This window comes from Tsukamurella conjunctivitidis (genome assembly GCF_007858475.1).
Classification (GTDB): Bacteria; Actinomycetota; Actinomycetes; order Mycobacteriales; family Mycobacteriaceae; genus Tsukamurella; species Tsukamurella conjunctivitidis.
The window spans coordinates 143,856-165,718 of the sequence record NZ_VIGX01000003.1 but is presented as its reverse complement, the minus strand read 5'-3'; the positions used below and the strand labels follow the sequence as shown (position 1 = coordinate 165,718).

The window sequence follows — 21,863 nt, the reverse complement described above, 5'->3', positions numbered from 1 at the left end:
ACGCGGCCCAGGCGGGTCCCCTTCCGGGGACCCGTCTGGGCCGGAGCGTCAGTGGCGGTGTCCGTCACTTCTTGGCGGCGATGGCCTCAGCGAGCCCGGCGTAGTTCTCGCCGTAGTCCTGGATGCCTTCGCGGATGTAGAAATCGTTGTCCAGGTAGAAGATCCGGTCCTTCTGCTGGAACTCGACTCCGGCGAACGCCTGCTGCGCCTTGAAGGTCTCGGCGGCGGTCCGCGGCTTGCTGCCGTCTGTCGGCGGCACGGCGGCGTCGCGATCCATCACGATGACCCACTGCGGGTTGGCCTGCGCGATCGCCTCGGGCGTGAGGCCCGAGTTCTGGTGGTGATCGCCGGCGTTGCCCGCGAAGACGTCCTTGAGGTTCAGCGGGGCGATGAAGGGCTGCATGCGCTTGGCGCCGTTGTCGATCTTGCCGCCGTTGACGATGGACAGGAAGACGGACTGGCCGGTGGCCTGCGCCTTCGCCGCGTCGAGGCTCTTGTCGAAGTCGGCGACGATCTGCTTGGCCTGATCGTCCTTGCCGAAGATCTTGCCCAGGGTGATGGTCGAGTCGCGCATGGTCTCGACGCGGCCCTTGGGCGCGCCGTCCTCGGCGGCGATGTCGATGAAGGCGGCGCCGGTCTTCTCGGCGATCTTCTTGATGTCGCCCTCGGCCTTGGCGAAGCGGTAGCCGCCGATGATCAGGTCCGGCTTGACGTCCTCGATCACGTCGAACTTCGGCTCCGCATGGGTGCCCGTGTCCTTGATGTCCGCGTTGCCGATCCAGTCGCCCAGGACGCTCTTCGCGAACAGGCCCTTGGGAATCGCGACGGGGGTGACGCCCATGGCCTTGACGGTCTCGGCACTGGTGTTGTCGAGCACGACGACCCGCTTCGGGTTCTTGGGGACCTGGACCTCGCCCTTGTTGGTGCTGACGGTGATCTTCTCACCGGACGCGGCGGGCTTGTCCTCATCGGCGCTGGTGGTCGAGCAGCCGGCGAAGACGAGGCCGGTCGCCATCAGCGCGGCGGCCACGGGAGCGGCCTTGCGGAAGCGGGTGAACATGCGGGGTGACTCCATTCTCGTTCTTGCTTCAAGACGGGCACCGTAAGCCAACAGTAAAGAGGCTTAGGTAAACGGAACCATACCCAGAGGTGGCTAGGTTTGCCTAACCCCCGAGATCGCGATCACGCCGCGCGGTCGACCAGCACCGCTGCGAGCCGGGCCAGGACGGGCCGGGCACCGTCGGCGATCGGCGCCTCGTCGATCGCGGACGTGGCCCGGGCCGTCAGCTCCTCCACCCGCGCCTGCATGGCCGACGGCGCCCCCGTCTCCCGGAGAGCGGCCCGCGCGCGCTCGACGCCCGCGTCGTCCAGCTCGGTTCCGACCAGCGCGCGCAGCTCGTCCGCGGCGTCCCCGCCCGTCGCGAGGGCGTGCGCGAGCATCGGCGTGTGCTTGCCCGAGCGGAGGTCGTCGCCCGAGGGCTTGCCGGTGACGGCGGGGTCGCCGAAGGCCCCGAGCAGGTCGTCCCGCAACTGGAAGGCGACGCCCAGGTCGACGCCGATCCCGCGGAGCGCGGTGATCGCGGCATCGGACGCACCGGCCAGCGCCGCGCCCACGTGCAGCGGGCGCTCCACGGTGTAGCCCGCGGTCTTGAACCGCACCACGCGCTCCGCGGCCTCCTCCGACTCGTCGCGCGATGCCTCGCTCACGATGTCGAGCAGCTGGCCGCCGAGCACCTCGGTGCGCATCGCCGCCCACGCGCGGGCCGCGCGCAGGTAGCGTTCGGGCGCCAGGCCCGCCCCGAGGAACATGTCGTCGGCCCACGCCAGGGCGAGGTCGCCGAGGAGGATCGCCGTCGCCTCGCCGAATCTCTCCGCCGAGCCCGACCAGCCGCGCTCGGCGTGCAGCTGCGCGAACTCGCGGTGCGTGGTCGGGAAGCCCCGGCGGGTCAGCGAGGCGTCGATGATGTCGTCGTGGATCAGCGCGCACGCCTGCACGAACTCCAGCGAGGAACAGGCCCGCAGGGCGGCCCGCGCGACGTCGCCGTCGGCGTCCCCGCCGCCCGCGAGCCACCCCGTCCATGCGAAGGCCGGCCTAATACGCTTACCGCCGCGCAAAACGAAGCGCTCGAGTCCCGTGGTCGCCTCGGTGAACACCGGGCCGACGGGTTCGACCAGGTCACGGCGCTCGTCGAGGAAGGATTCGAGGGCCGGCTGCACCGCCGCCGCGATGTCCTGGAGGGAGGTCTGGGGCGGGGCGACGGGCAGCGTCATACCGGCAAACCTATTCTGAAAGCGTGACCGAACAAAGCCGGACCGTACTCGACCGTCTCGACGCCGTGCGCGCGAGCGGCCGAATGCCGTTCTCGGTGGAGTTCATGCCGCCGCGGGACGAGGAGGGCGAGGCCCGGCTGTGGCGCGCCGTCCGCACCTTCGAACGGATGGATCCCGCTTTCGTCTCGATGACCTACGGCGCGGGTGGCTCCACGCGCGATCGCACGGTCCGCGTCACGGGGGAGATCGCCGCGTCGACCACGCTGCTTCCGGTGGCCCACCTGACCGCGGTGAACCACAGCATCTCCGAACTGCGCGCGCTCATGGGCTCGTACGCCGATCAGGACGTGCGCAACGTGCTCGTACTGCGCGGCGACCCGCCGGGCGACCCGCTCGGCCCCTGGGTGCGGCATCCACAGGGCCTCAAGTACGCCTGCGAGGTGGTCGAGCTGGTGCGCGAACTCGGCGATTTCCACGTGGGCGTCGCCTCGTTCCCGGAGGGGCACCACCGGTCGCCGAACCGCGAGTCCGATGTGCGCTACTTCGCGAACAAGCTGCGGGCGGGTGCGGACTACTCGATCACGCAGATGTTCTTCGACGTCGACGACTACCTGCGCCTGCGGGACGAGGTCACCGCCTTCGACCCCGAGCAGGGTGCCAAGCCGCTGATCCCGGGCATCATGCCGATCACCTCGCTGAAGTCGGTCTCCCGCATGGCGGAGCTGTCGAACGCGAAGATCCCCGACGCCATGCGCGACGAGCTGCGCGCCGCCGCGGGCGACGGGCCGGAGGAGGACCGCGCGGCCGTGCGGGCCGTGGGTATCGAGATCGCCACCCGGATGGGGGAGCGGCTCATCGCCGAGGGCGCCCCGGCGCTGCACTTCTGCACGCTCAACTTCGCCAAGGCCACGTCCGAGGTGCTCGAGAACCTCGGGATGCTGCCGGTCGGGGTCTAGTCCCGGACGCGCCGCTAGGAACCGGCGCGCGCGGCCGCGAACGCGGCGATCGTCTCGACCATCATGTCCAGGCCCGGCTGTTCGAGCGGATAGTGTCCGGCGTTCTCGAGCATCACGGTCTCGACCGGGACGCGGGTGATCCGGTCGAGGAAGGGCGTCGACAGTGCCAGTGGCGTCCACCGGTCCGCGGCGGGCTGGGTGAGGAGCACCGGGCACGTGTCGAACTCCTCGGGCCGGACCGCCGGCCGGTAGTTCAGGTACGAGTCGAGGAAGGCCAGCGAGACCAGGTTGCCGGCGGACGTCCGGTCCGCGTAGCAGGCGCGCTTCGCCGTGCGGTCGTTGACCAGCGTGCGCATCTTGCTGACCAGCTTCATCGGGACCCGCGTCCCGCGCAGCGGCGTGCGGGCGAGGGCCTTCATGACGCTCGCGCCCACGGCGCCGGTGACCGGGTCGAAGGCCGTGGCGCGCCGGACCTTCGCGGACTGCTGATCGAGGAAGGTCATCCCGACGATGCCGCTGACCCGCGGGTTGATCGACGCGATGTGGTAGGTCTCCATCCCGCCCGCGGACAGCCCGTACAGGACCACCGGGCGATCGTCCTTCGCCAGTTCCGCGTCGACGAGCTCGGAGCCGATGCGCACCCAGTCGTCGTACGTGACCAGCGCGCCGGGGGCCACCTCGGTGACGCCGTAGGTGGGCATGTCGATCGCGATGGTCTCGAAGCCGCGCTCGGCGAGCGGGTGACCGAGGATCATCGACATCTGGCGCCCGTTGGTGCCGACACCGTGCAGGAGGATCACCTTCACGCGCGCCTCGGGGTCGCGGTAGGTGTCGAGATGGATGCGGTGGCCGCGATGCGCCCACCACTCCTCGTCGGGTTCGGTGTCCGGCGTCAGTCGGTACGACCGCGGGAGGGATTCCTGGATGGTCCGCCACGCGGACTGCTCGGTGTAGTTCATGGGCGTCCCGTCTAACGCTTGAGCTTCTCCCGCAGCCACTGCGGCAGTTCGACGAGCGACTCGGGCTCGGTGCTCTCCTGGCCGGGCTTCGGGCTGCGGTCGCGGCGCACGTAGGCGGCACCGGCGACGATCGCGGCCGCGAGGAAGGACGTGAGCGCGGTGATCCACGCCCACGTGGTGAACGAGGCGATCGACGGGTCGGCGTACTCGGCCTCGGCGGTCAGCGCCGCGGAGGTGCCGGCGTTGAGGGTCCACGTCACGAGGTCGTCGGCCTCCTGCTGACCGTTGGTCGCGGTCACCGGGCCGGGGAACTGCAGCGAGACCACGATGACCGCGGAGTTCGGCGCCAGCGACGACAGGTCGGCCGTGCCGGAGAGGATCACGGTGCCGCCGGTGCGCTGCACGCGCATCTTGATCGACGCCGCCGACGTGTCGAAGGCCTGGGAGACCACGTCGCCGACCTGGTTGAACTGGCCGAACGTGATGTTCTGGAAGATCATCTGCGTGCCGACTTTGCCGTTCGAGTCGTACGCCTTGACCTCCGCGAGGCCCTTCAACTCGCCCGGCGCCGAGATCTGCGGGCCCTGCGGGTTCGCCGCCGGGGTCTGCGCGGCGACGATCTTTCCGGACATCCGGTCGCCGGGGCCGGGACTCGAGCACGCCGCGGGGGCGGCGACCAGCAGCAGGACCGCCAACGCCGCGAGCATCCTTCGGAGAATCACGGTCGCCATCGTGCCAGGTGTCCCAGGTCGCGGGCGAGCAGCCGCGCCGCGATCCGCCCGCTCGATCCGTTCACGCCGCCTCCCGGGTGCATCGACGCGCCCGCCAGCGCCAGACCCGGCGCGTCCGGGATCCGGGCGCCCGCGAGTTCCGGGACCGGGCGGAAGAGCAGCATGTTGTGCAGTGCCATCTCCACGTGCATGACGTTCCCGCCGAGCAGACCCAGCTCCGATTCGAGGGTCGCCGGGGTCTGCACGAAGCGGTGCTCGATCGATTCGGCGAAGCCCGGCGCCCAGCGCTGCGTCTCCGTGACGATCCGGTCGGCCTCCGCCTCCGCGAGCGCGGCCCAGTCGGTCCCGCGCAGCGCGTACGGGTACCACTGCGCCCACAGCGTGGTGTTGTGCCGGCCCGCCGGCGCGATCGACGGGTCGATGCCCGAGAAGGTCATCGCCAGCACCGCGGGCCGACGGGGCGGGTCCCCGGCCAGCATGTCGCCTCGTGCCCGGGCCAGGTGGCCGCGGTCCGCGGTGAGCAGCCCGAGCCCTGCCTGCTCGGCCAGGGGCACCCCGGTGAAGGCCGGCGGGGCCGTGGTGCCGAGCCGGAGCACCATCCCCACGCCGGGCCCCACCTGGATGCTGCGCCGCCAGCCGGCGACCCGGGCCGCGTCGTAGCCGCCGCGCTCCAACAGGCCCAGAGTGGTGAGCACGTGGCAGCCCGCGAGCACGGTGCGCGCCCGGACGGTCCGCGCACCGTCGGGCCCGCCGACGATGACCGCCCACCCCGGCCCGGACCGGCGCAGCGCCGTGACGGGCGTCCCGAGCGCGACGGTGCCGCCGTCGGACGCGAGCCTGGAGAGGAGGGCGGCCGTCAGGGCGCCGCTGCCGCCGACCGCCCGGCCCGGGGGCAGCGTGTGCAGGAGGGCGGCGAAACCGATCATCGGCGCGGTGCCGGGCTCGCTCATCGCGGGGCCCGACTGCGCCCCGAACCAGGCGAGGGCGGCCTTGAGACGCTCGTCGTCGAAGTACTCGTCGAGGAGCTGATCGCCCGAGGCGAGGTAGGTGCGGGACATCTGGGTCAGGCTCGCGCGCCCCTTCGTGGGCCAGAAGGCTCGGCCGAGCCGCGGGGCGCTGGGGGAGGCTCCGAAGGCGGTCATGGTCGCCCGCGCACGGGGCGTCCAGTCCGCGACGAACCGGCGGTACGCCGCCGCCTCCCGGGCCCCGCAGGCCGCGGCGATCGAGTCGACGGTGGCGTCGAGGTCCTTCCGGAAGAGGATCGGCGGCGCGGTACCGCCGGGCGGCGTGGGGGCGAAGGCCCACGGATCACAGTCGAGGTAGCGCAGCCCGTGCGCGGTGAGGTCGAGGTCCTCCGCGATCCCGGTGTGCCGGAACATCAGGTGCGCCGACGACCCGCGGTCCACGCGGTAGCCCGGGAACCGTTCGACGGTGCTGACCGCGCCGCCGGGCACCGTGTCTGCCTCGAACACCGCGACGGATCGTCCCTGCGCGGCGAGGTACGCGGCGCCGACCAGCGCGTTGTGTCCGGACCCGACGACGGCGACATCGACCTCGATGCTCATCGAGGAGCGCCGTTCGCGCTGCGGGCGCTCACGGCGCGGGCGGGACGAAGGGCAGGTCGCGGCCCAGGACGGCGAACGGTCGCGGGTCGCCGGAGAAGCGGAAGTCACGGAGCACGTCGTAGAAGCCGGTGCGGCGGTAGAGCCGCCACGCGCGGTTCTGCTCCGCCGCCACCTCCGGAGTGGAGAGCAGTACGCGCGGCTCGGGGCGGCCGGTGAGCAGGGCGCCGAGCAGGGCCGCGCCCACCCCGTGCCCCTGCGCCGCCGGGTGCACGTGCAGCTCGGTGAGCTCGAAGTAGTCGGCGGCCATGGCCTCGATCCGGTCCTGCGACAGTCCGCGCCGGCCCAGTCCCACGCGGAGTTGGCGGTTCCACCACTGGTCGCCGTCGCCGCTGTAGCCGTAGGCGATGCCCACGAGGTGGTCGACCATGCGGCCGTCCTCGGTGGGCAGCGGCTGCACTGCGCCGAAGGCTGCGTAGCCGGGCCGGTTCAGGTGCTCGCGCCACATAGGCAGACGGTGCGATTCGGTTCCGGCGGGATAGTCCATCGCGGCGACGTAGATCTGCAGCGCGGCGGGGAGCCACAGGGTGGCGTCCTGCGGTGACAGGGCGTGGATCCGTGGTTGCTGCGTCGGCACTGCGCTCACGGACTTCCTCTCCCTTGACGTCTCCCGTACTCACGCTATATTAGAAGTGATCGAATGATTGTTCGATCACGGGCCATCGGATTGGCGCGCATGTTCTGGCGCCGGGGCGGGTGCCGATCCCGGTCCTCCGGGCGGGGCCGGCGCGGAACGAGGGAAGCGTTACGTGTCAGTCCCGTCCGGTACAACTCGCGGTAACAGGGTGAGAAGGCCCACGGAGTAGGAGGAAGGTCATGGTCGAATCGAAGGCACGGATCGATCACGTCGGTTCCCGTCGTCGTACGGGCGAGTCGGGCGCGGCCCGCATCCTCGATCGTGCGGATCAGTTCCTCGCTCGCGCCGGCGGCTCGCCGGCGCCGGCCGATCAGTACCGCGAGATCTACCACGCCGCGCTGCGGGGTGCGGCCGCTCTGCTGGCCGAGCGGGAGACGGGCATCCGGCGCCCCACGCGCAACGCCTGGCTGCGGCTCGCCAAGGCGGCCCCGGGGTACGCGGAGTGGGTCGCCTACTTCACGTCGGTCTCCGGTGTGGTGGCGGCGCTCGAGACCACCGCGCGCACCGTCGACGAGGACGAGGTCGCCGTGCTGCACGCCCGCGTGCAGACCTTCCTGAATTCTGTCGAAGCGGACCTGTGCCGGGCTGCATGATTTCTCACAGCTGACGCTCATTCTTCGACGGATAGTGGTCGTCGGGTCGCAAGCCTCGTATCATGAAGAGAGGAGTTGGACCCCATGAGTGCTGAAGGAGGGGAACGTGCCACTCTCCGAGCACGAGCAGCGCATGCTCGACCAGATCGAGAGCGCGCTCTACGCCGAGGATCCGAAGTTCGCGTCGAACGTGCGGGGCGGACGGTTCGGCGGCGCTTCCGGTAAGCGTCGCGTCATCGCCGCGATCGGCTTCGCGGTCGGATTGATGCTGCTCATCGCCGGTATGCTGCTGGGCAAGGTCGAATACACCGTGATCGTCGGTCTCGTCGGCTTCCTGCTGATGTTCGGTTCCGTGATCTACGCGCTGTGGTCCGGTCCCGCTGCCAAGGGCCCGCGCGGCACCGTCGAGGAGGACGGATCGGTGCGCTCCCGGGCGGGGCGCGGCCGCAGTGTCGGCGCCGCCCGCGCGTCCGGACAGTCCTTCGTCTCCCGCATGGAGGAGCGCTTCCGCCGCCGCTTCCCGTGATCTGAGTTCGTGAAAGAGCCGCCGACCCCGTGGTCGGCGGCTCTTTTCGTTGCGCTGTGAGCGAAATCGACGCGGCGGCGCGGCCCATCGCGCCGTATGCGGCGCGTCCGCTCGTCCTGCCGTCGCTCACTCGGTACGGCGATGGCCGCCGGCCGCGACGACGAAGCCCGTCGCCCATGTGACGCCCCCGCGGGCGTGATCCCGATCGTGGCAGCACTCCGCCCACCGTCCGTCGTGTGCGTTGCGCGCTGCGCCGCCGCTGTGGATCGACGGCTCAGCCGGACGGGGCCGGATTCGGTCGCGGGCGCGCGCCGTGTCGCGGATCCACGGCGTCCGACCACCCCGCTGGGTCGTTCCCCACTTCTCCCCACCGACGTTCCCCACTTCTCCCCACACCCGACCATCGCGACGTCTGTTACGTCTCATGAGCCCCAACCGTCGCGCAGATCGTGAGTGGCCTCGTCGGTGTGACGAAGTTCGCCACGCCGGTGCGCCGGGCGTCCCCCACTTCCCGCCACGGCGATGACCTGCCACAACTCTGAGAAAACGCCGCGAAACGCGCGACGATGTGGTTGAAAGTGGAGAATGGTGGGGTAATGTGGGGCGCACTGGAGAAAGACGCGCTAGTCTGAAGTCTCGATCCAGTGACAACCCCTCGGGGTAGGCGGGAGGTGGCCGTGATGTTCACGGGTACCTACACGCCGAAGCTCGACGACAAGGGACGGCTCACCCTCCCCGCGAAGTACCGCGAGGAATTGGCGGGTGGGCTGACGATCACGAAAGGACAGGATCGAAGCCTCACGGTGTACCCGAAGGCGGAGTTCGAGCGCATCGCCGAGAAGGCCGATGCCATCGAATGGACCGACCCCGCGGGACGCGCCTTCTACCGCAACTTCTTCGCCAGCTCGGACGATCAGCGGCCCGACTCCCAGGGTCGGATCTCGCTCTCGGCCGATCACCGCCGCTACGCAGGCCTGACCAAGGAATGCGTCGTCGTCGGATCGCGGAGGTTCCTGGAGATCTGGGACGCGGAGGCGTGGGACGCCTACCAGGCACAGCACGAAGACGACTACGCACAGCCGCAGTCCGAATCGCTCAAGGCGATCTTCTGACAACCGCGCTCATGCGCGGCCCGGTCGAGGTGGACCGAGGCCTGCGCCCGAACCGGCCCTGACGTACTTCCCCAACGCCAGGTACGGGTCGGGCGGGGACCCCGCTCCACCACGACGAACCCATCGAACGCCATCGTGTGCCCTGGAGGAGTCATGTCCGACGAGTTCTTCGGTCACGTGCCGGTCCTCGCGACCCGCGTGCGTGAGCTCCTCGCCCCGGCCCTGCAGCGCGACGGGGCCGTCTACGTCGACGCGACCCTCGGCGCCGGCGGACACTCCGAACTCATCCTCGAATCCTTCCCGCACGCGCGGGTGGTCGGCCTCGATCGTGACTCCGATGCCCACGCGATCGCCGGCGAGCGGCTGGCCCGGTTCGGCGACCGCTTCATCCCCGTCCACACCCGCTACGACGGGATGGCGGACGCCCTCGACGAACTGGGGCTCTCGCGCGACGCCGGAGGGCCGGGCGTCGACGCGATCCTGTTCGACCTCGGGGTCTCCTCCATGCAACTCGACCGCGTCGAGCGCGGATTCGCGTACTCGGTGGACGCGCCCCTGGACATGCGGATGAACGCGGAGGACCCGCTCACCGCGGCCGACGTCCTCAACACCTACTCGCACGGCGACCTCGCGCGGATCCTCCAGCGCTACGGCGACGAGCGGTTCGCCGGCAAGATCGCCTCCGCCGTGCTCAAGGAGCGCGAGAAGGAGCCGTTCACCACCAGCGGCCGCCTCGTGGAACTGCTCTACGCCACGATCCCCGCACCCGCACGCCGCACCGGTGGACACCCGGCCAAGCGCACCTTCCAGGCCCTGCGCATCGAGGTGAACGCCGAACTCGCCTCGCTGGAGGCCGCGGTCCCGCAGGGCCTCGACGCGCTGGCCCCCGACGGTCGCATCGTCTTCCTCAGCTACCAGTCGCTCGAGGACCGGATCGTCAAGGCCGCGCTCGCCGAGCGGACGCGGTCCACGACGCCCGCCGGGCTGCCCGTCGAACTGCCCGGTACCGGCGCGACCTTCGAACTGCTCACCCGCGGCGCCGAACGCGCCACCGACGACGAGATCGCCGAGAACCAGCGGGCGGCGCCCGTGCGCATGCGCGCGGCCCGCCGCCTCGAAACCCCCACCGACCGGACCCGCAGCACGAGGAGCGCGCGATGACCGCACCGAACGCGACCCAGGCACCGTCGACGCCGGACACCCGGACCCGGCGGGCCCCTGCGCGCCGTGACGACCGCGACACCTCGCGGCCCCGGTCGAGTTCCGCGCAGCGGGCGCTGGACCGTCGCCAGAAGCGCCTCGAACAGCAGCGCGCCGTCCTCGACGCGGGCGGCACCCTGCGCGAGACGCCGGCCGAGCGCGCGCTGCGCCGGCACCGCGACGGCGCCGCCTCCACGGGCCTCCTGGCACGCCTGCCGCGCCCCACCGGGATGATGCGCCGAGTCCCCTTCGTGCTGGCGCTCATCGCGCTGGTCTGCGCCGGGCTCGGCATGACCCTGTGGCTCTCGACCGGCAGCGCCGAGAACTCGTACGAGTTGACCCGCCGCGAGGCCGTGAACAATTCACTCGCCGAGAAGAAGGCGGCACTCGAGCGCGACGTGAAGTCCGGGGAGAGCGCGCCCGGTCTCGCCGAGCGCGCCAGCGCCCTCGGCATGATCCCCGCCGGGACCGTCCCGGTCCTCGTGGGCAAGGAGGGCGGCAAGGTGGTCGTGGTCGGTAAGCCCGCGCCGGCCACGGGCGCCGCCAAGCCCGCGCTCAACCCGCCCGCGCAGCGGACGAGCGACCCGAGCGGTGCCACGTCCAACGGATCCGGCACGCCGGTCGCCGGGAATTCCGGGCCCGCACCGGCGGGCGGGGAACAATTGGTGACCATGAACCCCGGCAGCCCGACCGTCGTGAACGCGCCGACGCCCGCACCGTCGGCGGCCGCCCAGACGCCCGCGCAGAGCCCCACCCCGAGCCCGGCGCCGCAGGCGCCGGCCCAGGGGACGGCCCGGTGACCCGCTCCCAGCGACCGCCGACGAAGACGCGGCCCACCGCCCGCTCCGGGGCGCCGCGCGGTGCCGCGACGCCCAAGGCGGCGCACCAGTCCGCGCGGGCCCGCGTCAAGGGCGGACGCGCCCCCGAGGCCGCGACCCCCTTCTCCGGCCGCCTGCGCGTCGGGGGCTGGGTGATCGTCGCGGTCTTCACCGTCATCGCGGTGTGGCTCGGCGTGGTCCAGTTCGTGCAGGCGCCGACGCTGTCCGCTAAGGCTGAGAGTCAGCGCCAGGTCAAGGAGGTGCTGCCGGCAGTACGCGGTTCGATCACCGACCGCGCGGGCCAGCCGATCGCCTTCACCATGGAGGCCAAGTCGCTGACCCTGCAGCCCGTCGCGGTACGCAAGCAGATCCAGGAGAAGTACGACAAGGACGTCGAACTGGTGAAGGAGGGCGGCGATGCGGCGAAGGGCGTCGAGCCCGTCTCCGTCGACGACCGGCTGCAGCAGATCGCCAAGAAGATCGTCTCGGTGCTCGGCGACTCCGTGAACGAGCAGAAGCTGCTCGAGCAGATGCGCGGCAACGACACCTTCGTCTACCTGGCCCGCGGCGTCGACCCGGCCAAGGCCTCCGCGATCACCGACGAGTACTCCGAGGTCGGCGCCGAGCGGCAGTCGATCCGCAACTACCCGGGCGGCTCGCTGGCCGCGAACATCGTGGGCACCACCGGCTTCGAGGGGCAGGGCCTGATCGGCCTCGAGTCCTCGCTGGATTCGATCCTCGCCGGCACGGACGGCTCGCGCACCTACGACCGCGGCTCGGACGGCGCCGTCATCCCGGGCAGCACCCGCGACATCCATCCGGCGGCGAACGGGGCCCGTGTCGTGCTCACGCTCGACAACGACGTGCAGTTCTTCGTCCAGCAGGCCGTCGCGCAGGCCAAGGCCAAGTCGGGCGCGAAGAGCGTGCAGGCCGTGGTCCTGGACGCCAAGACCGGCCAGGTGATGGCGATGGGCGTCGACAACACCTTCAACCCGTCGCTCGGCATCAACAACAACCCGGAGGCGGCGCGCACCGGCAATCTGGCGGTGACCACGCCCTTCGAGCCGGGCTCGGTGAACAAGCTGATCACCGCCGTGGCCGCGATCGACGGCGGCAAGACCAAGCCCGACGAGGTGCTGCAGGTCCCGGGCCAGATCCGGATGTCCGGCGTCACGGTCAAGGACGCGTGGGCGCACGGCACCGAGCCGTACACCACGACCGGTGTCTTCGGTAAGTCCTCCAACGTGGGCACCCTGATGCTCGCGCAGCGCGTCGGCGAGGACGCCTTCGCCGACTACGTCGATCGCTTCGGCCTCGGCCGCGCGACCGGCGTGGGCCTGCCCGGCGAGTCCGGCGGTGCCGTCCCCGCGCGCAACCAGTGGTCCGGCGGCACGTTCGCCAACCTGCCGATCGGCCAGGGCCTGTCGATGACGGTGCTCCAGATGGCGGGCATGTACCAGGCCGTCGCCAACGACGGGGTCCGGATCCCGCCGCGGATCATCAAGGAGGTCGACGGGGCCGCGAACCCCTCGGCCGGCGCCGAGCCGGTCCGGGTGATGAGCTCCGAGACCGCCCGCACCGTGCTCGACATGTTCCGCGCCGCGCTGCAGCGCGACCCGATGGGCTACCAGCAGGGCACCGGCGCGCCGGGCTCGGTGGAGGGGTACCAGATCAGCGGCAAGACGGGCACCGCGCAGCAGGTCGATCCCGTGACCAAGGCGTACTCCAACTCGCTGTACAACATCACCTTCGCGGGCGTCGCGCCCACGAACGACCCGCGCTTCGTCATCGGCCTGATGATGGACGCGCCCACCCGGAGCTCCGACGGCACGGGCGGCCAGTCCGCGGCGCCGCTGTTCCACGACATCGCCGCGTTCCTGCTGCAGAAGTACGGCGTCCCGCTCTCGCCGCCGTCGAAGCCGCTGACGCTGGTGGCCGGAAAGTAGTTAACCGGCGGGTAGGATCTACCGGTGCCCGAATCGACTCTCACACGCCCCGCCCACCCCCGCGGAGCCACGCCGGCCGAGGTCGCGGCGCAGGTCCCGGGCGTCACCCTCGCCGGTGCGGACGCCGGTGACGTGCGCCTGACCGGGGCCACCGTCCGCGCGCAGGACGCGCGCCCGGGGGACCTGTTCTGCGCGGTCCCCGGCACCGCGACGCACGGCGCGCGGTTCGCCGCCGGCGCGATCGAGGCGGGGGCCGTCGCGGTCCTCACCGATCCCGACGGTGCCGCCCTCCTCGCGGAGGACGGTCACGACGTCCCCGTGCTGCTGCACGATGATCCGCGGTCGATGCTGGGCCCCGTCGCGGCCGTCGTGTACGGCGCACCGTCGAGCAGCATGACGCTCGTCGGCATCACCGGCACCTCGGGCAAGACCACCACCAGCTACCTGGTCGAGGCGGCGCTCGCCGCGGGCGGCAACCCGACGGGCCTGATCGGCACCGTCGGCACCCGGATCGCCGGGGTGGACGTGCCGACCACGCTCACCACGCCCGAGGGCTCGGCCCTGCAGGGACTGTTCGCGTCCATGGTCGAGCGCGGCGTGACCGCCGCCGTGATGGAGGTCAGCTCGCACGCGCTCGCCCAGAACCGGGCGGGAGGTACGCGGTTCGCCGTCGGCGCCTTCACCAATCTCAGCCAGGACCATCTCGACTACCACCCGACGATGGAGGACTACTTCGCCGCGAAGTCGCTGCTCTTCGTCGGGCCGGAGGCGTGCGAGAGCGCGGTGATCTGCGTCGACGACGAGTGGGGCCACCGGATGGCCGAGCTGCGCCGCGCCGCCGGGCTGCCGCTGTTGACCGTCGCCACCACCGGGCCCGCCGACTGGACCGCGGGCGAGGTCGCCGCGTACTCCGACGGCACCCAGCGCTTCACCCTGAGCGGCCCGGACGGCCAGACCTTCTCGGCGGTCGTGGGTCTGCCCGGCGCGTACAACGTCGCCAACGCCGCGCTGGCGCTCGTCATCGCCCACGAGGCGGGGGTCCCGCTGGCCGACGCGGCCCGCGGCATCGGCGCGGTCGCGGTGCCCGGGCGGGTGCAGCGCATCGATCGCGGCCAGGACTTCCTCGCCGTCGTGGACTACGCCCACAAGCCCGCCGCGCTCGACGCGGTGATCGCGACGCTGCGCGGCCAGACCGCCGGCCGGATCGCCGTGGTCGTGGGCGCGGGTGGCGACCGCGACCGCGGCAAGCGCCCGCTCATGGGGGAGGCCGCTGCGAGCGCCGCCGAGCTGGTGATCGTCACCGACGACAACCCGCGCACCGAGGACCCCGCCGCGATCCGCGCCGCGGTCGTCGCGGGCGCCCGTGCCGTGGCCGGTGGCGGCGAGGTCCGTGAGATCGGCGACCGCCGCGCCGCCATCGTCGAGGCCGTGAACTGGGCGCGCACGGGCGACGTCGTGCTCGTGGCGGGCAAGGGTCACGAGACCGGCCAGGAGATCAACGGCGTCAAGCACCCCTTCGACGACCGCGACGAATTGGCCGCGGCGCTGGAGGCGCGCGCATGATCGAGCTCACCCTGCGTGAGGTCGCCGCGATCGTCGGCGGCGCGCTGCACGACGTGCCCGACCCCGAGGCGAAGGTCACCGGAACGGTCGAGTTCGATTCCCGCGAGATCGGCCCCGGCGGCCTGTTCCTCGCGCTGCCCGGCGCTCGCGTCGACGGCCACGACTTCGCCGCGACGGCGATCGAGAAGGGCGCGGTCGCCGTGCTCGGCGCGCGTCCGGTGGGTGTGCCGGCGATCGTCGTGCCCGTCTCGGGCGAGACCGACAACCGCGTCATGGCGCTGGAGAACGACGTCGACGGCGCGGGCGCGGCGGTGCTGAAGGCCCTGGGCGACCTCGCCGCGCACTGCACGAAGGCGCTCGCCGCGGACGGACTGACCGTCGTCGGAGTGACCGGCTCGGCCGGCAAGACCTCGACGAAGGACCTCATCGCCGCGGTGCTGCGGCCGCTCGGCGAGACCGTCGCGCCGCCCGGCTCCTTCAACAACGAGATCGGTCATCCCTGGACCGCGCTGCGTGCGACCGCGTCGACGAAGTTCCTGGTGCTGGAGATGTCGGCCCGCGGCGAGGGGCACATCGCGGCGCTCGCGAAGGTCGCGCCGCCCCGGATCGGCGTCGAGCTGAACGTGGGCACCGCGCACCTCGGCGAGTTCGGCTCGCGCGAGGCGATCGCCCGAGCGAAGGGCGAGCTGGTCGAGGCGCTGCCGGCGGACGGGCTCGCGATCCTCAACGCGGACGACGCGGCGGTGGCCGCGATGGCGTCGCGGACCGGGGCGCGCGTGGTGTTCTACGGCACCGCGGCGGGCCGCGCATCCGGTGCCGGCGAGGCGGATGTGGCCGCGGTGGACGTGCGCATCGACGCGCAGGCCCGGGCGTCGTTCACTCTGCGGACCGCGGCGGGCACGGCGCCCGTGGCGCTCAAGGTGCACGGCGAACACCAGGTGCACAACGCGTTGGCCGCTGCGGCGGTCGGCCTGGAGTGCGGCGCGAGCGTCGCGCAGGTCGCCGAGGCGCTGTCGGGCGCGGGGGCGGCGTCGCCGCGCCGCATGGACGTCTTCACGACCGAGGACGGCGTCACCGTCGTCAACGACACCTACAACGCCAACCCCGACGCGATGCGCGCCGCGCTCCGCAGCCTCGTGCTCATGTCCGAGCACGACGAGGCGGGGGAGCGGCTTCCCGGCCGCGAGCGGCGCCGCACCTTCGCGGTGCTCGGCGAGATGGGCGAGCTCGGCGACGACTCGATCCTCGAACACGACCGCCTCGGCAGGTTCCTCGTGCGGCTCGACATCACCTCGACCATCTGCGTCGGCAGCTCCCGCGCGGTGCACGCGCTGTGGCAGGGCGCCGTGATGGAGGGCTCGTGGGGCAGCGAGGCCGTGCGGGTGGACACGCGCGCGGAGGCCGTGGACCGCCTGCGCGCCGAGCTCCGGCCGGGCGACCTCGTTTTGGTCAAGGCGTCGAAGTCCGAGAAGATGTGGGAGGTCGCCGAGCACCTGGGCACGGCGAGCGCGGTCAACAACGAGAACGGGGAGTCACCGAAGTGATCCAGATCCTGTTCGCGGGCGGCATCTCGCTGGCCGTGGCGATCCTGCTCACACCCGTCCTGATCCGGGTCTTCTCCCGGCAGGGCTTCGGCCAGGAGATCCGCGTCGAGGGGCCGCAGAGCCACCAGAAGAAGCGCGGCACCCCGTCGATGGGCGGCGTCGCGATCGTCGTGGCGCTGTGGGCCGGCTACCTGGGCGCGCACCTGCTCGGCTGGAACTCCGGGCCCGGACCCAGCGCCTCGGGCCTCCTGGTGCTCGGCCTCGCGACCTCCCTCGCGATCGTCGGCTTCCTCGACGACTTCATCAAGGTGCGCAAGCAGCGCAACCTGGGCCTGAACAAGACCGCCAAGACCGTCGGCCAGACCGTCGCCGCGCTGATCTTCGGCGTGCTCGCGCTGCAGTTCCCCAATGCCAACGGGGTCCGCCCGGCCAGCGAGTTCCTCAGCTACACGCGGGACATCAACACCATCTCGATGGGCGCGATCGTCTTCGTGATCTTCTGCTGGTTCGTCGTCTCCGCCTGGTCGAACGCGGTGAACTTCACCGACGGCCTCGACGGCCTCGCCGCGGGATCGATGGCGATGGTCCTCGGCAGCTACGTACTCATCAGCTTCTGGCAGTTCCGCTACGCCTGCGAGACCAAGCAGGTCGCCGGGTGCTACGACGTGCGTGACCCGCTCGACCTGGCGCTCATCGCCGTCGCGGCGGGCGGCGCCTGCCTCGGCTTCCTGTGGTGGAACGCCGCGCCCGCGAAGATCTTCATGGGTGACACCGGCTCGCTGATGCTGGGCGGCCTGCTGGCCGGCCTGTCGATCACGACCCGCACCGAGCTGCTCGCGGTCGTGCTGGGCGCCCTGTTCGTCGCCGAGATGGTCTCGGTGGTCATCCAGATCGCGGTCTTCCGCTCGACGGGCCGCCGCGTCTTCCGGATGGCGCCCTTCCACCACCACTTCGAACTCTCCGGGTGGGCGGAGACCACGGTGATCATCCGGTTCTGGCTGCTCACCGCCATCTCCTGCGGCCTGGGCCTCGTGCTCTTCTACGCCGAGTTCCTCGGCTCCGGCGCGGTCGGCTAGATGGCGACGATCCCCGGCCCCGGCGCGCACGTCCTCGTCGCGGGCGGGGGTGTCACCGGCCCGGCCGTCGCCCGGGCCCTGCTCCGGCTCGGGGCCACGGTCACCGTCGCCGACGGGAAGCCCGCGGCGCGGGAGAAGGTCGCGGCCGAGGTTCCGGGCATCACCGTCCTCGATCTGTCGGGCCTCGGTGCCGCTGACCTGGCCGCATACGACCTGGTCGTGGTCGCGCCGGGGTTCCGGCCCACTGCGGACGTCGTGGTGGCCGCCGAGGCTGCGGGGGTCGAGGTGATCGGTGACGTGGAGCTGGCCTGGCGGATCGACCGCGCGGGCGCCTTCGGCGCGCCCCGCGATTGGCTCGTGGTGACCGGCACCAACGGCAAGACCACGACCACCCAGATGCTGGAGTCGATCCTGCTGCACGCCGGCGTACGCGCCGTGGCCTGCGGCAACATCGGCCGCCCCGTCATCGACGCGATCGGGGACGACGCCGATCCCCGCGTGCTCGCCGTCGAGCTGTCGTCCTTCCAGTTGCACTGGGCGCCGTCGGTGCGTCCGCGCGCCGGTGTCGTGCTCAACGTCGCCGAGGACCACCTGGACTGGCACGGTTCCATGGCTGCGTACACCGCCGACAAGGCCCGCGCCCTCGCCGGGGAGCTCGCCGTCATCGGCCTCGACGACCCGGTGGCCTCCGGTCTGCGGGGGACGGTCACCGTCGGCTTCACCGTGGGGGAGCCCGGACCGGGCGACTACGGGGTGCGCGGGGGCGTCCTGGTCGACGGTGCGGGTGCCCCGGTCCTGCTCGCGGACCGGGTGTCGCCCCCCGGGCCGGCCGGGATCGCGGACGCGTTGGCGGCGACGGCGCTCGCGCAGGCCGTCGGCGTCACCGCCGCGCGGGCGGGGGAGGCCCTCGCCGCGTTCCGGGTGGGTGCGCACCGCGCCGAGACCGTCGCCCGGGTGCGTGGGGTCACCTACATCGACGATTCCAAGGCGACCAACCCGCACGCGGCGCTCAACTCGATCGAGGCGCATGAGCGCGTGGTGTGGGTCGCGGGCGGCCAGCTCAAGGGCGCCGATATCGCGCCGTTGGTGCAGCGCGTGGCGCCGCGGCTCATGGGCGCGGTGCTCCTCGGACTGGATCGCGACGAAATCGCGGGTTCACTCGCGCGACACGCGCCCGATGTCCCCGTGGTTCGGGTGTCCGCGGGCGAACATAGTCGTGTGTCTCCTGTGACTAATGATGCAAGTCGTTCTGTAGGGACGACTGGGGCTAGCGATGTGCGAGTGTCCGGCGATGCTGATGCGGTGATGGCTGCGGTCGTCGCCGAGGCCGCCCGGATCGCCGAAGCCGCAGCGCACGACGGTGCCGCCCCGGTCGTGCTGCTGGCGCCCGCCGCGGCCTCGCTCGACATGTTCACCTCGTACGGGCACCGCGGCGACGCCTTCGCCGCCTCCGCCCGGGCGCTCGGAGACGCCTCGTGAGCCGCGCCGGCAAGGCCGCCGCCGGTTCCGACACCGATCCCGACCTCGTTCCCGGCGCCGTCAACGCCCCCGAGAGCACCGAGTTCGACGCGCAGCCCCCGGAGACGGCCGCGGAGTCGACGGGTCCGCGCGGCACGGCGGGCGCCCGGGCGGCGTCGACGGCCCGCACCGGCGCGGACGTCGCGCGCACGGGTGCCTCCGTCCTGCGCGGCGCCGCCGTCGGGCTCGCGACGGCCCTGCGCCGCCCCCTCGCGTCCTTCCACCTGGTGCTCGGACTCACCGCGGTGCTCACCGTGATGGGCCTGATCATGGTGCTCTCGGCCTCGTCCGTCGAGGACATCAGCGCCACCGGCTCGCCCTGGGGCAAGTTCACCAGCCAGCTGATCTACGTCAGCCTCGGCGTGGTCGCCTTCGTCCTCGCCCTCTACCTGCGCCCCGCGCTGCTGCGCCGGGTGGCGCTCGGCGGCGTCCTCGTGTCCATCGCGCTGCTCGCGGCCGTGCTCGTACCGGGCGTCGGCTCGATGGTCGGCGGCGCGCGCCGCTGGATCGACGTGGGCGGCTTCACGCTGCAGCCCTCGGAGATCGCGAAGGTCGCGCTCATCGTGTGGGGCGCGCACCTCCTCGCGGATCGGGGCCGCAAGGGCAACATCAAGGAGCTGCTGCTCCCGCTCGGCCCGGTCGTGGTGCTCATGGCGGCGCTCGTCGTCGCCGAGCCCAACCAGTCGACGGCCATGATCATCGTCGCGGTCGGCGCGATGCTCCTCTACTACGCCGGGCTGTCCTCGAAGCTCATCGCGTCGCTGCTGGTGGTCTTCGCCCTGCTCGGCATCTTCTTCGCGCTGGCGGAGGGCTACCGCTCGGCGCGCGTGCAGGCCTGGCTCGGCCGCACCGACGACGCGCTCGGCGCCAACTACCAGTCGAACCAGGCGCGGTACTCGCTCGCCGACGGCGGGCTGTTCGGGGTGGGGCTGGGCAACTCGACCGCCAAGTGGAGCTACCTGCCCAATGCGCACAACGACTTCATCTTCGCCATCATCGGCGAGGAACTCGGCTACCTCGGTGCGGGTGTGGTCATCCTCATGTTCGGCATCCTCACCTGGGCGGGCATGCGCATCGCCCGCCGGGTCGCCGATCCCTTCCTGCGGCTGATGGCAGCCTCCATCACCACGCTCATCGCGCTGCAGGCGATCATCAACATGGGGTACGTGGTGGGCCTGCTGCCCGTCACCGGCATCCAGCTGCCGCTACTCTCCGCGGGCGGCAACTCGGTGATCCTCGTACTGTTCATGATGGGCCTGCTCGCGAACGCGGCGCGGCACGAGCCCGAGGCGATCGCGGCGCTGGCCGGAGGCCGCGAGGGCCGGACCGGTCGCCTGCTGCGCCTGCCCAAGCCGATGCCCTACATCCCGCCGCGCCCCGCGGGCCGGGGTCCCGCACCGCGGCCGGGTCGCCCCGCGCCCGCCCGGCGCGGCCCGTCGCAGACCGCGCCGAAGGGGCGGACCGCAGCGCCGCCGATGGGGCGCACCGCGCCCGCAGCGCCGTCGCCGTACGATCGACACCCGTACGGTGACGAGAACCTGACCCGGCGGCAGTCTCCCCGGCGGGACCTCCCGCCCATGCGGCCGCAGGGCCGCGGCGGGGAGCCCTGGCGGGGCGAGCGCGCCGGACAGCAGCGGAACGCGCCGCGGCAGCAGCAGCGGCGCCGAGGACAGGAAAAGGGCAGACGGGCGTGGTGAGTTCTTCTCGAGCGGTTTCGGTGGTGGTGGCCGGTGGCGGCACCGCAGGACACATCGAACCCGCCCTGGCGGTGGCCGACGCCGTGCGGGCCCAGCGGCCCGACGCCCTGGTCACCGCTCTCGGCACCCCCAAGGGGCTCGAGGGCCGGCTCGTCCCGGAGCGCGGCTACCCGCTGGCGATGATCCCGCCCGTCCCGCTGCCGCGGAAGCCCGGCAAGGACCTCGCGAAGCTGCCCTTCACGCTCGCCGGCGCGGTGCGGCGGACCCGGAAGGTGCTCCGCGAGACCGGCGCCGACGTCGTCGTCGGCTTCGGCGGCTACGTCGCCCTGCCGGCCTATCTCGCCGCCCGCAGCATGGGTGTTCCCATCGTGATCCACGAGGCCAACGCCAGCGCGGGCGTCGCGAACAAGGTCGGCGCCAAGCTCGCCACCAAGGTCTTCGCCGCGGTCCCCGGCTCCGGCGTGCCCGCCGAGGTCGTGGGCATTCCCGTCCGCGCCTCCATCACCGGTCTCGACCGCGCGGCCCTGCGCGCCGAGGGCCGCGCCCACTTCGGGCTCCCCGCCGACGGGCCGGTCGTGCTCGTCTTCGGCGGCAGCCAGGGCGCCGTCCGCCTCAACGACGGTGTCGTGGGCGCGGCCCGGGACTTCGCCGACGCGGGCATCGGCGTGCTGCACGCCTACGGCCCCAAGAACTCCGTGGCCGTCGACGTGCCGGGCTACGTCGCCGTGCCCTACCTGACCCGGATGGACCTGGCCTACGCCGCCGCCGACCTCGCCGTGTGCCGGTCGGGGGCGATGACGGTGGCCGAGGTCGCCGCCGTCGGGCTGCCCGCGATCTACGTTCCCCTCGCCCACGGCAACGGCGAGCAGGCGCTCAACGCGAAGCCGGTCGTCGCCGCGGGCGGGGGACTGCTCGTCGACGACGCCGCCTTCACCCCGGAGGCGGTGCGCGAGACGGTCGTCCCGCTCGCGGGCGACGCCGACCGCCTCGCCGCGATGAGCGCGGCGGCCGGCGGAACCGGGCATCGTGACGCGGCGGGCACCGTGGCCGCGGCGGCCCTCGCACTGGCACAGGAGAGGCGGACGTCGTGACCG

The 21,863-nt window shown here is 72.2% G+C and carries 19 protein-coding genes; 13 read left to right on the top strand and 6 right to left on the bottom strand.

Annotated elements, in window-relative coordinates:
- Window positions 1-64: 64 nt before the first annotated feature.
- Window positions 65-1,075, bottom strand: coding sequence for an ABC transporter substrate-binding protein (locus FK530_RS07815; RefSeq protein WP_231706538.1), 1,011 nt, complete (start codon window positions 1,073-1,075; stop codon window positions 65-67).
- A gap of 107 nt (window positions 1,076-1,182) precedes the next feature.
- A complete protein-coding gene (locus FK530_RS07810; protein WP_146486470.1) occupies window positions 1,183-2,271 on the bottom strand; it encodes a polyprenyl synthetase family protein in 1,089 nt (362 codons plus the stop codon).
- 83 nt (window positions 2,272-2,354) lie between these two features.
- Here FK530_RS07810 and metF point away from each other — a divergent pair, with 83 nt between their 5' ends.
- Complete coding sequence (gene metF / locus FK530_RS07805; protein ID WP_223120643.1) at window positions 2,355-3,227, top strand: methylenetetrahydrofolate reductase [NAD(P)H]; 873 nt, start codon at window positions 2,355-2,357, stop codon at window positions 3,225-3,227.
- Between the two features lie 14 nt (window positions 3,228-3,241).
- Here the strand turns inward: metF and FK530_RS07800 are convergent, their stop codons facing one another.
- From FK530_RS07800 to FK530_RS07785, 4 genes are read right to left on the bottom strand one after another with little or no spacing between them, the layout of a single operon-like run.
- Complete coding sequence (locus FK530_RS07800) at window positions 3,242-4,186, bottom strand: alpha/beta hydrolase (protein ID WP_146486468.1); 945 nt, start codon at window positions 4,184-4,186, stop codon at window positions 3,242-3,244.
- An 11-nt stretch (window positions 4,187-4,197) separates the two neighbouring features.
- A complete protein-coding gene (locus tag FK530_RS07795) occupies window positions 4,198-4,908 on the bottom strand; it encodes an LppM family (lipo)protein (RefSeq protein ID WP_146486467.1) in 711 nt (236 codons plus the stop codon).
- Complete coding sequence (locus FK530_RS07790) at window positions 4,905-6,482, bottom strand: phytoene desaturase family protein (RefSeq protein ID WP_146486466.1); 1,578 nt, start codon at window positions 6,480-6,482, stop codon at window positions 4,905-4,907. The genes FK530_RS07795 and FK530_RS07790 overlap by 4 nt, the downstream gene beginning before the upstream one ends.
- 28 nt (window positions 6,483-6,510) lie before the next feature.
- Entirely contained in the window at window positions 6,511-7,125 is a 615-nt protein-coding gene (locus tag FK530_RS07785) for a GNAT family N-acetyltransferase (protein ID WP_146486465.1), read from the bottom strand.
- A gap of 230 nt (window positions 7,126-7,355) precedes the next feature.
- Here FK530_RS07785 and FK530_RS07780 point away from each other — a divergent pair, with 230 nt between their 5' ends.
- From FK530_RS07780 to murG, 12 genes are all read left to right on the top strand, one after another.
- Window positions 7,356-7,769, top strand: coding sequence for an SAV_6107 family HEPN domain-containing protein (locus FK530_RS07780; protein ID WP_146486464.1), 414 nt, complete (start codon window positions 7,356-7,358; stop codon window positions 7,767-7,769).
- 106 nt (window positions 7,770-7,875) lie between these two features.
- Complete coding sequence (locus tag FK530_RS07775) at window positions 7,876-8,295, top strand: SCO2097 family morphological protein (protein WP_146486463.1); 420 nt, start codon at window positions 7,876-7,878, stop codon at window positions 8,293-8,295.
- 680 nt (window positions 8,296-8,975) lie between these two features.
- Window positions 8,976-9,407 carry a division/cell wall cluster transcriptional repressor MraZ gene (gene mraZ, locus FK530_RS07770; protein WP_126197196.1) on the top strand — a complete coding sequence of 144 codons (432 nt, stop codon included), beginning with the start codon at window positions 8,976-8,978 and terminating at the stop codon, window positions 9,405-9,407.
- Window positions 9,408-9,560: 153 nt separating this feature from the next.
- The gene (gene rsmH, locus FK530_RS07765) at window positions 9,561-10,568 is read left to right on the top strand and encodes a 16S rRNA (cytosine(1402)-N(4))-methyltransferase RsmH (RefSeq protein ID WP_146486462.1); all 1,008 of its coding nucleotides are present in this window, start codon (window positions 9,561-9,563) and stop codon (window positions 10,566-10,568) included.
- Window positions 10,565-11,407: a cell division protein FtsL gene (ftsL, locus tag FK530_RS07760; protein ID WP_146486461.1), complete on the top strand. Its 843-nt coding sequence runs from the start codon at window positions 10,565-10,567 to the stop codon at window positions 11,405-11,407. The genes rsmH and ftsL overlap by 4 nt, the downstream gene beginning before the upstream one ends.
- Window positions 11,404-13,371, top strand: a complete 1,968-nt coding sequence (locus FK530_RS07755) for a peptidoglycan D,D-transpeptidase FtsI family protein (protein WP_231706537.1) — start codon at window positions 11,404-11,406, stop codon at window positions 13,369-13,371. The genes ftsL and FK530_RS07755 overlap by 4 nt, the downstream gene beginning before the upstream one ends.
- A 24-nt stretch (window positions 13,372-13,395) precedes the next feature.
- Window positions 13,396-14,934 (top strand): UDP-N-acetylmuramoyl-L-alanyl-D-glutamate--2,6-diaminopimelate ligase, encoded by a 1,539-nt coding sequence (locus FK530_RS07750; protein ID WP_146486460.1) that lies wholly within the window; start codon window positions 13,396-13,398, stop codon window positions 14,932-14,934.
- Complete coding sequence (locus tag FK530_RS07745; protein WP_146486459.1) at window positions 14,931-16,478, top strand: UDP-N-acetylmuramoyl-tripeptide--D-alanyl-D-alanine ligase; 1,548 nt, start codon at window positions 14,931-14,933, stop codon at window positions 16,476-16,478. The genes FK530_RS07750 and FK530_RS07745 overlap by 4 nt, the downstream gene beginning before the upstream one ends.
- Window positions 16,475-17,554 carry a phospho-N-acetylmuramoyl-pentapeptide-transferase gene (gene mraY / locus FK530_RS07740; protein ID WP_146486458.1) on the top strand — a complete coding sequence of 360 codons (1,080 nt, stop codon included), beginning with the start codon at window positions 16,475-16,477 and terminating at the stop codon, window positions 17,552-17,554. Before FK530_RS07745 ends, mraY begins: the two co-directional genes overlap by 4 nt.
- Complete coding sequence (gene murD / locus FK530_RS07735; RefSeq protein WP_146486457.1) at window positions 17,555-19,033, top strand: UDP-N-acetylmuramoyl-L-alanine--D-glutamate ligase; 1,479 nt, start codon at window positions 17,555-17,557, stop codon at window positions 19,031-19,033.
- A complete protein-coding gene (gene ftsW / locus FK530_RS07730; protein ID WP_146486456.1) occupies window positions 19,030-20,769 on the top strand; it encodes a putative lipid II flippase FtsW in 1,740 nt (579 codons plus the stop codon). Before murD ends, ftsW begins: the two co-directional genes overlap by 4 nt.
- On the top strand, window positions 20,763-21,860 hold the full coding sequence (murG, locus tag FK530_RS07725) for an undecaprenyldiphospho-muramoylpentapeptide beta-N-acetylglucosaminyltransferase (RefSeq protein WP_146486455.1): 1,098 nt from the start codon (window positions 20,763-20,765) through the stop codon (window positions 21,858-21,860). Before ftsW ends, murG begins: the two co-directional genes overlap by 7 nt.
- Window positions 21,861-21,863 lie beyond the last annotated feature (3 nt).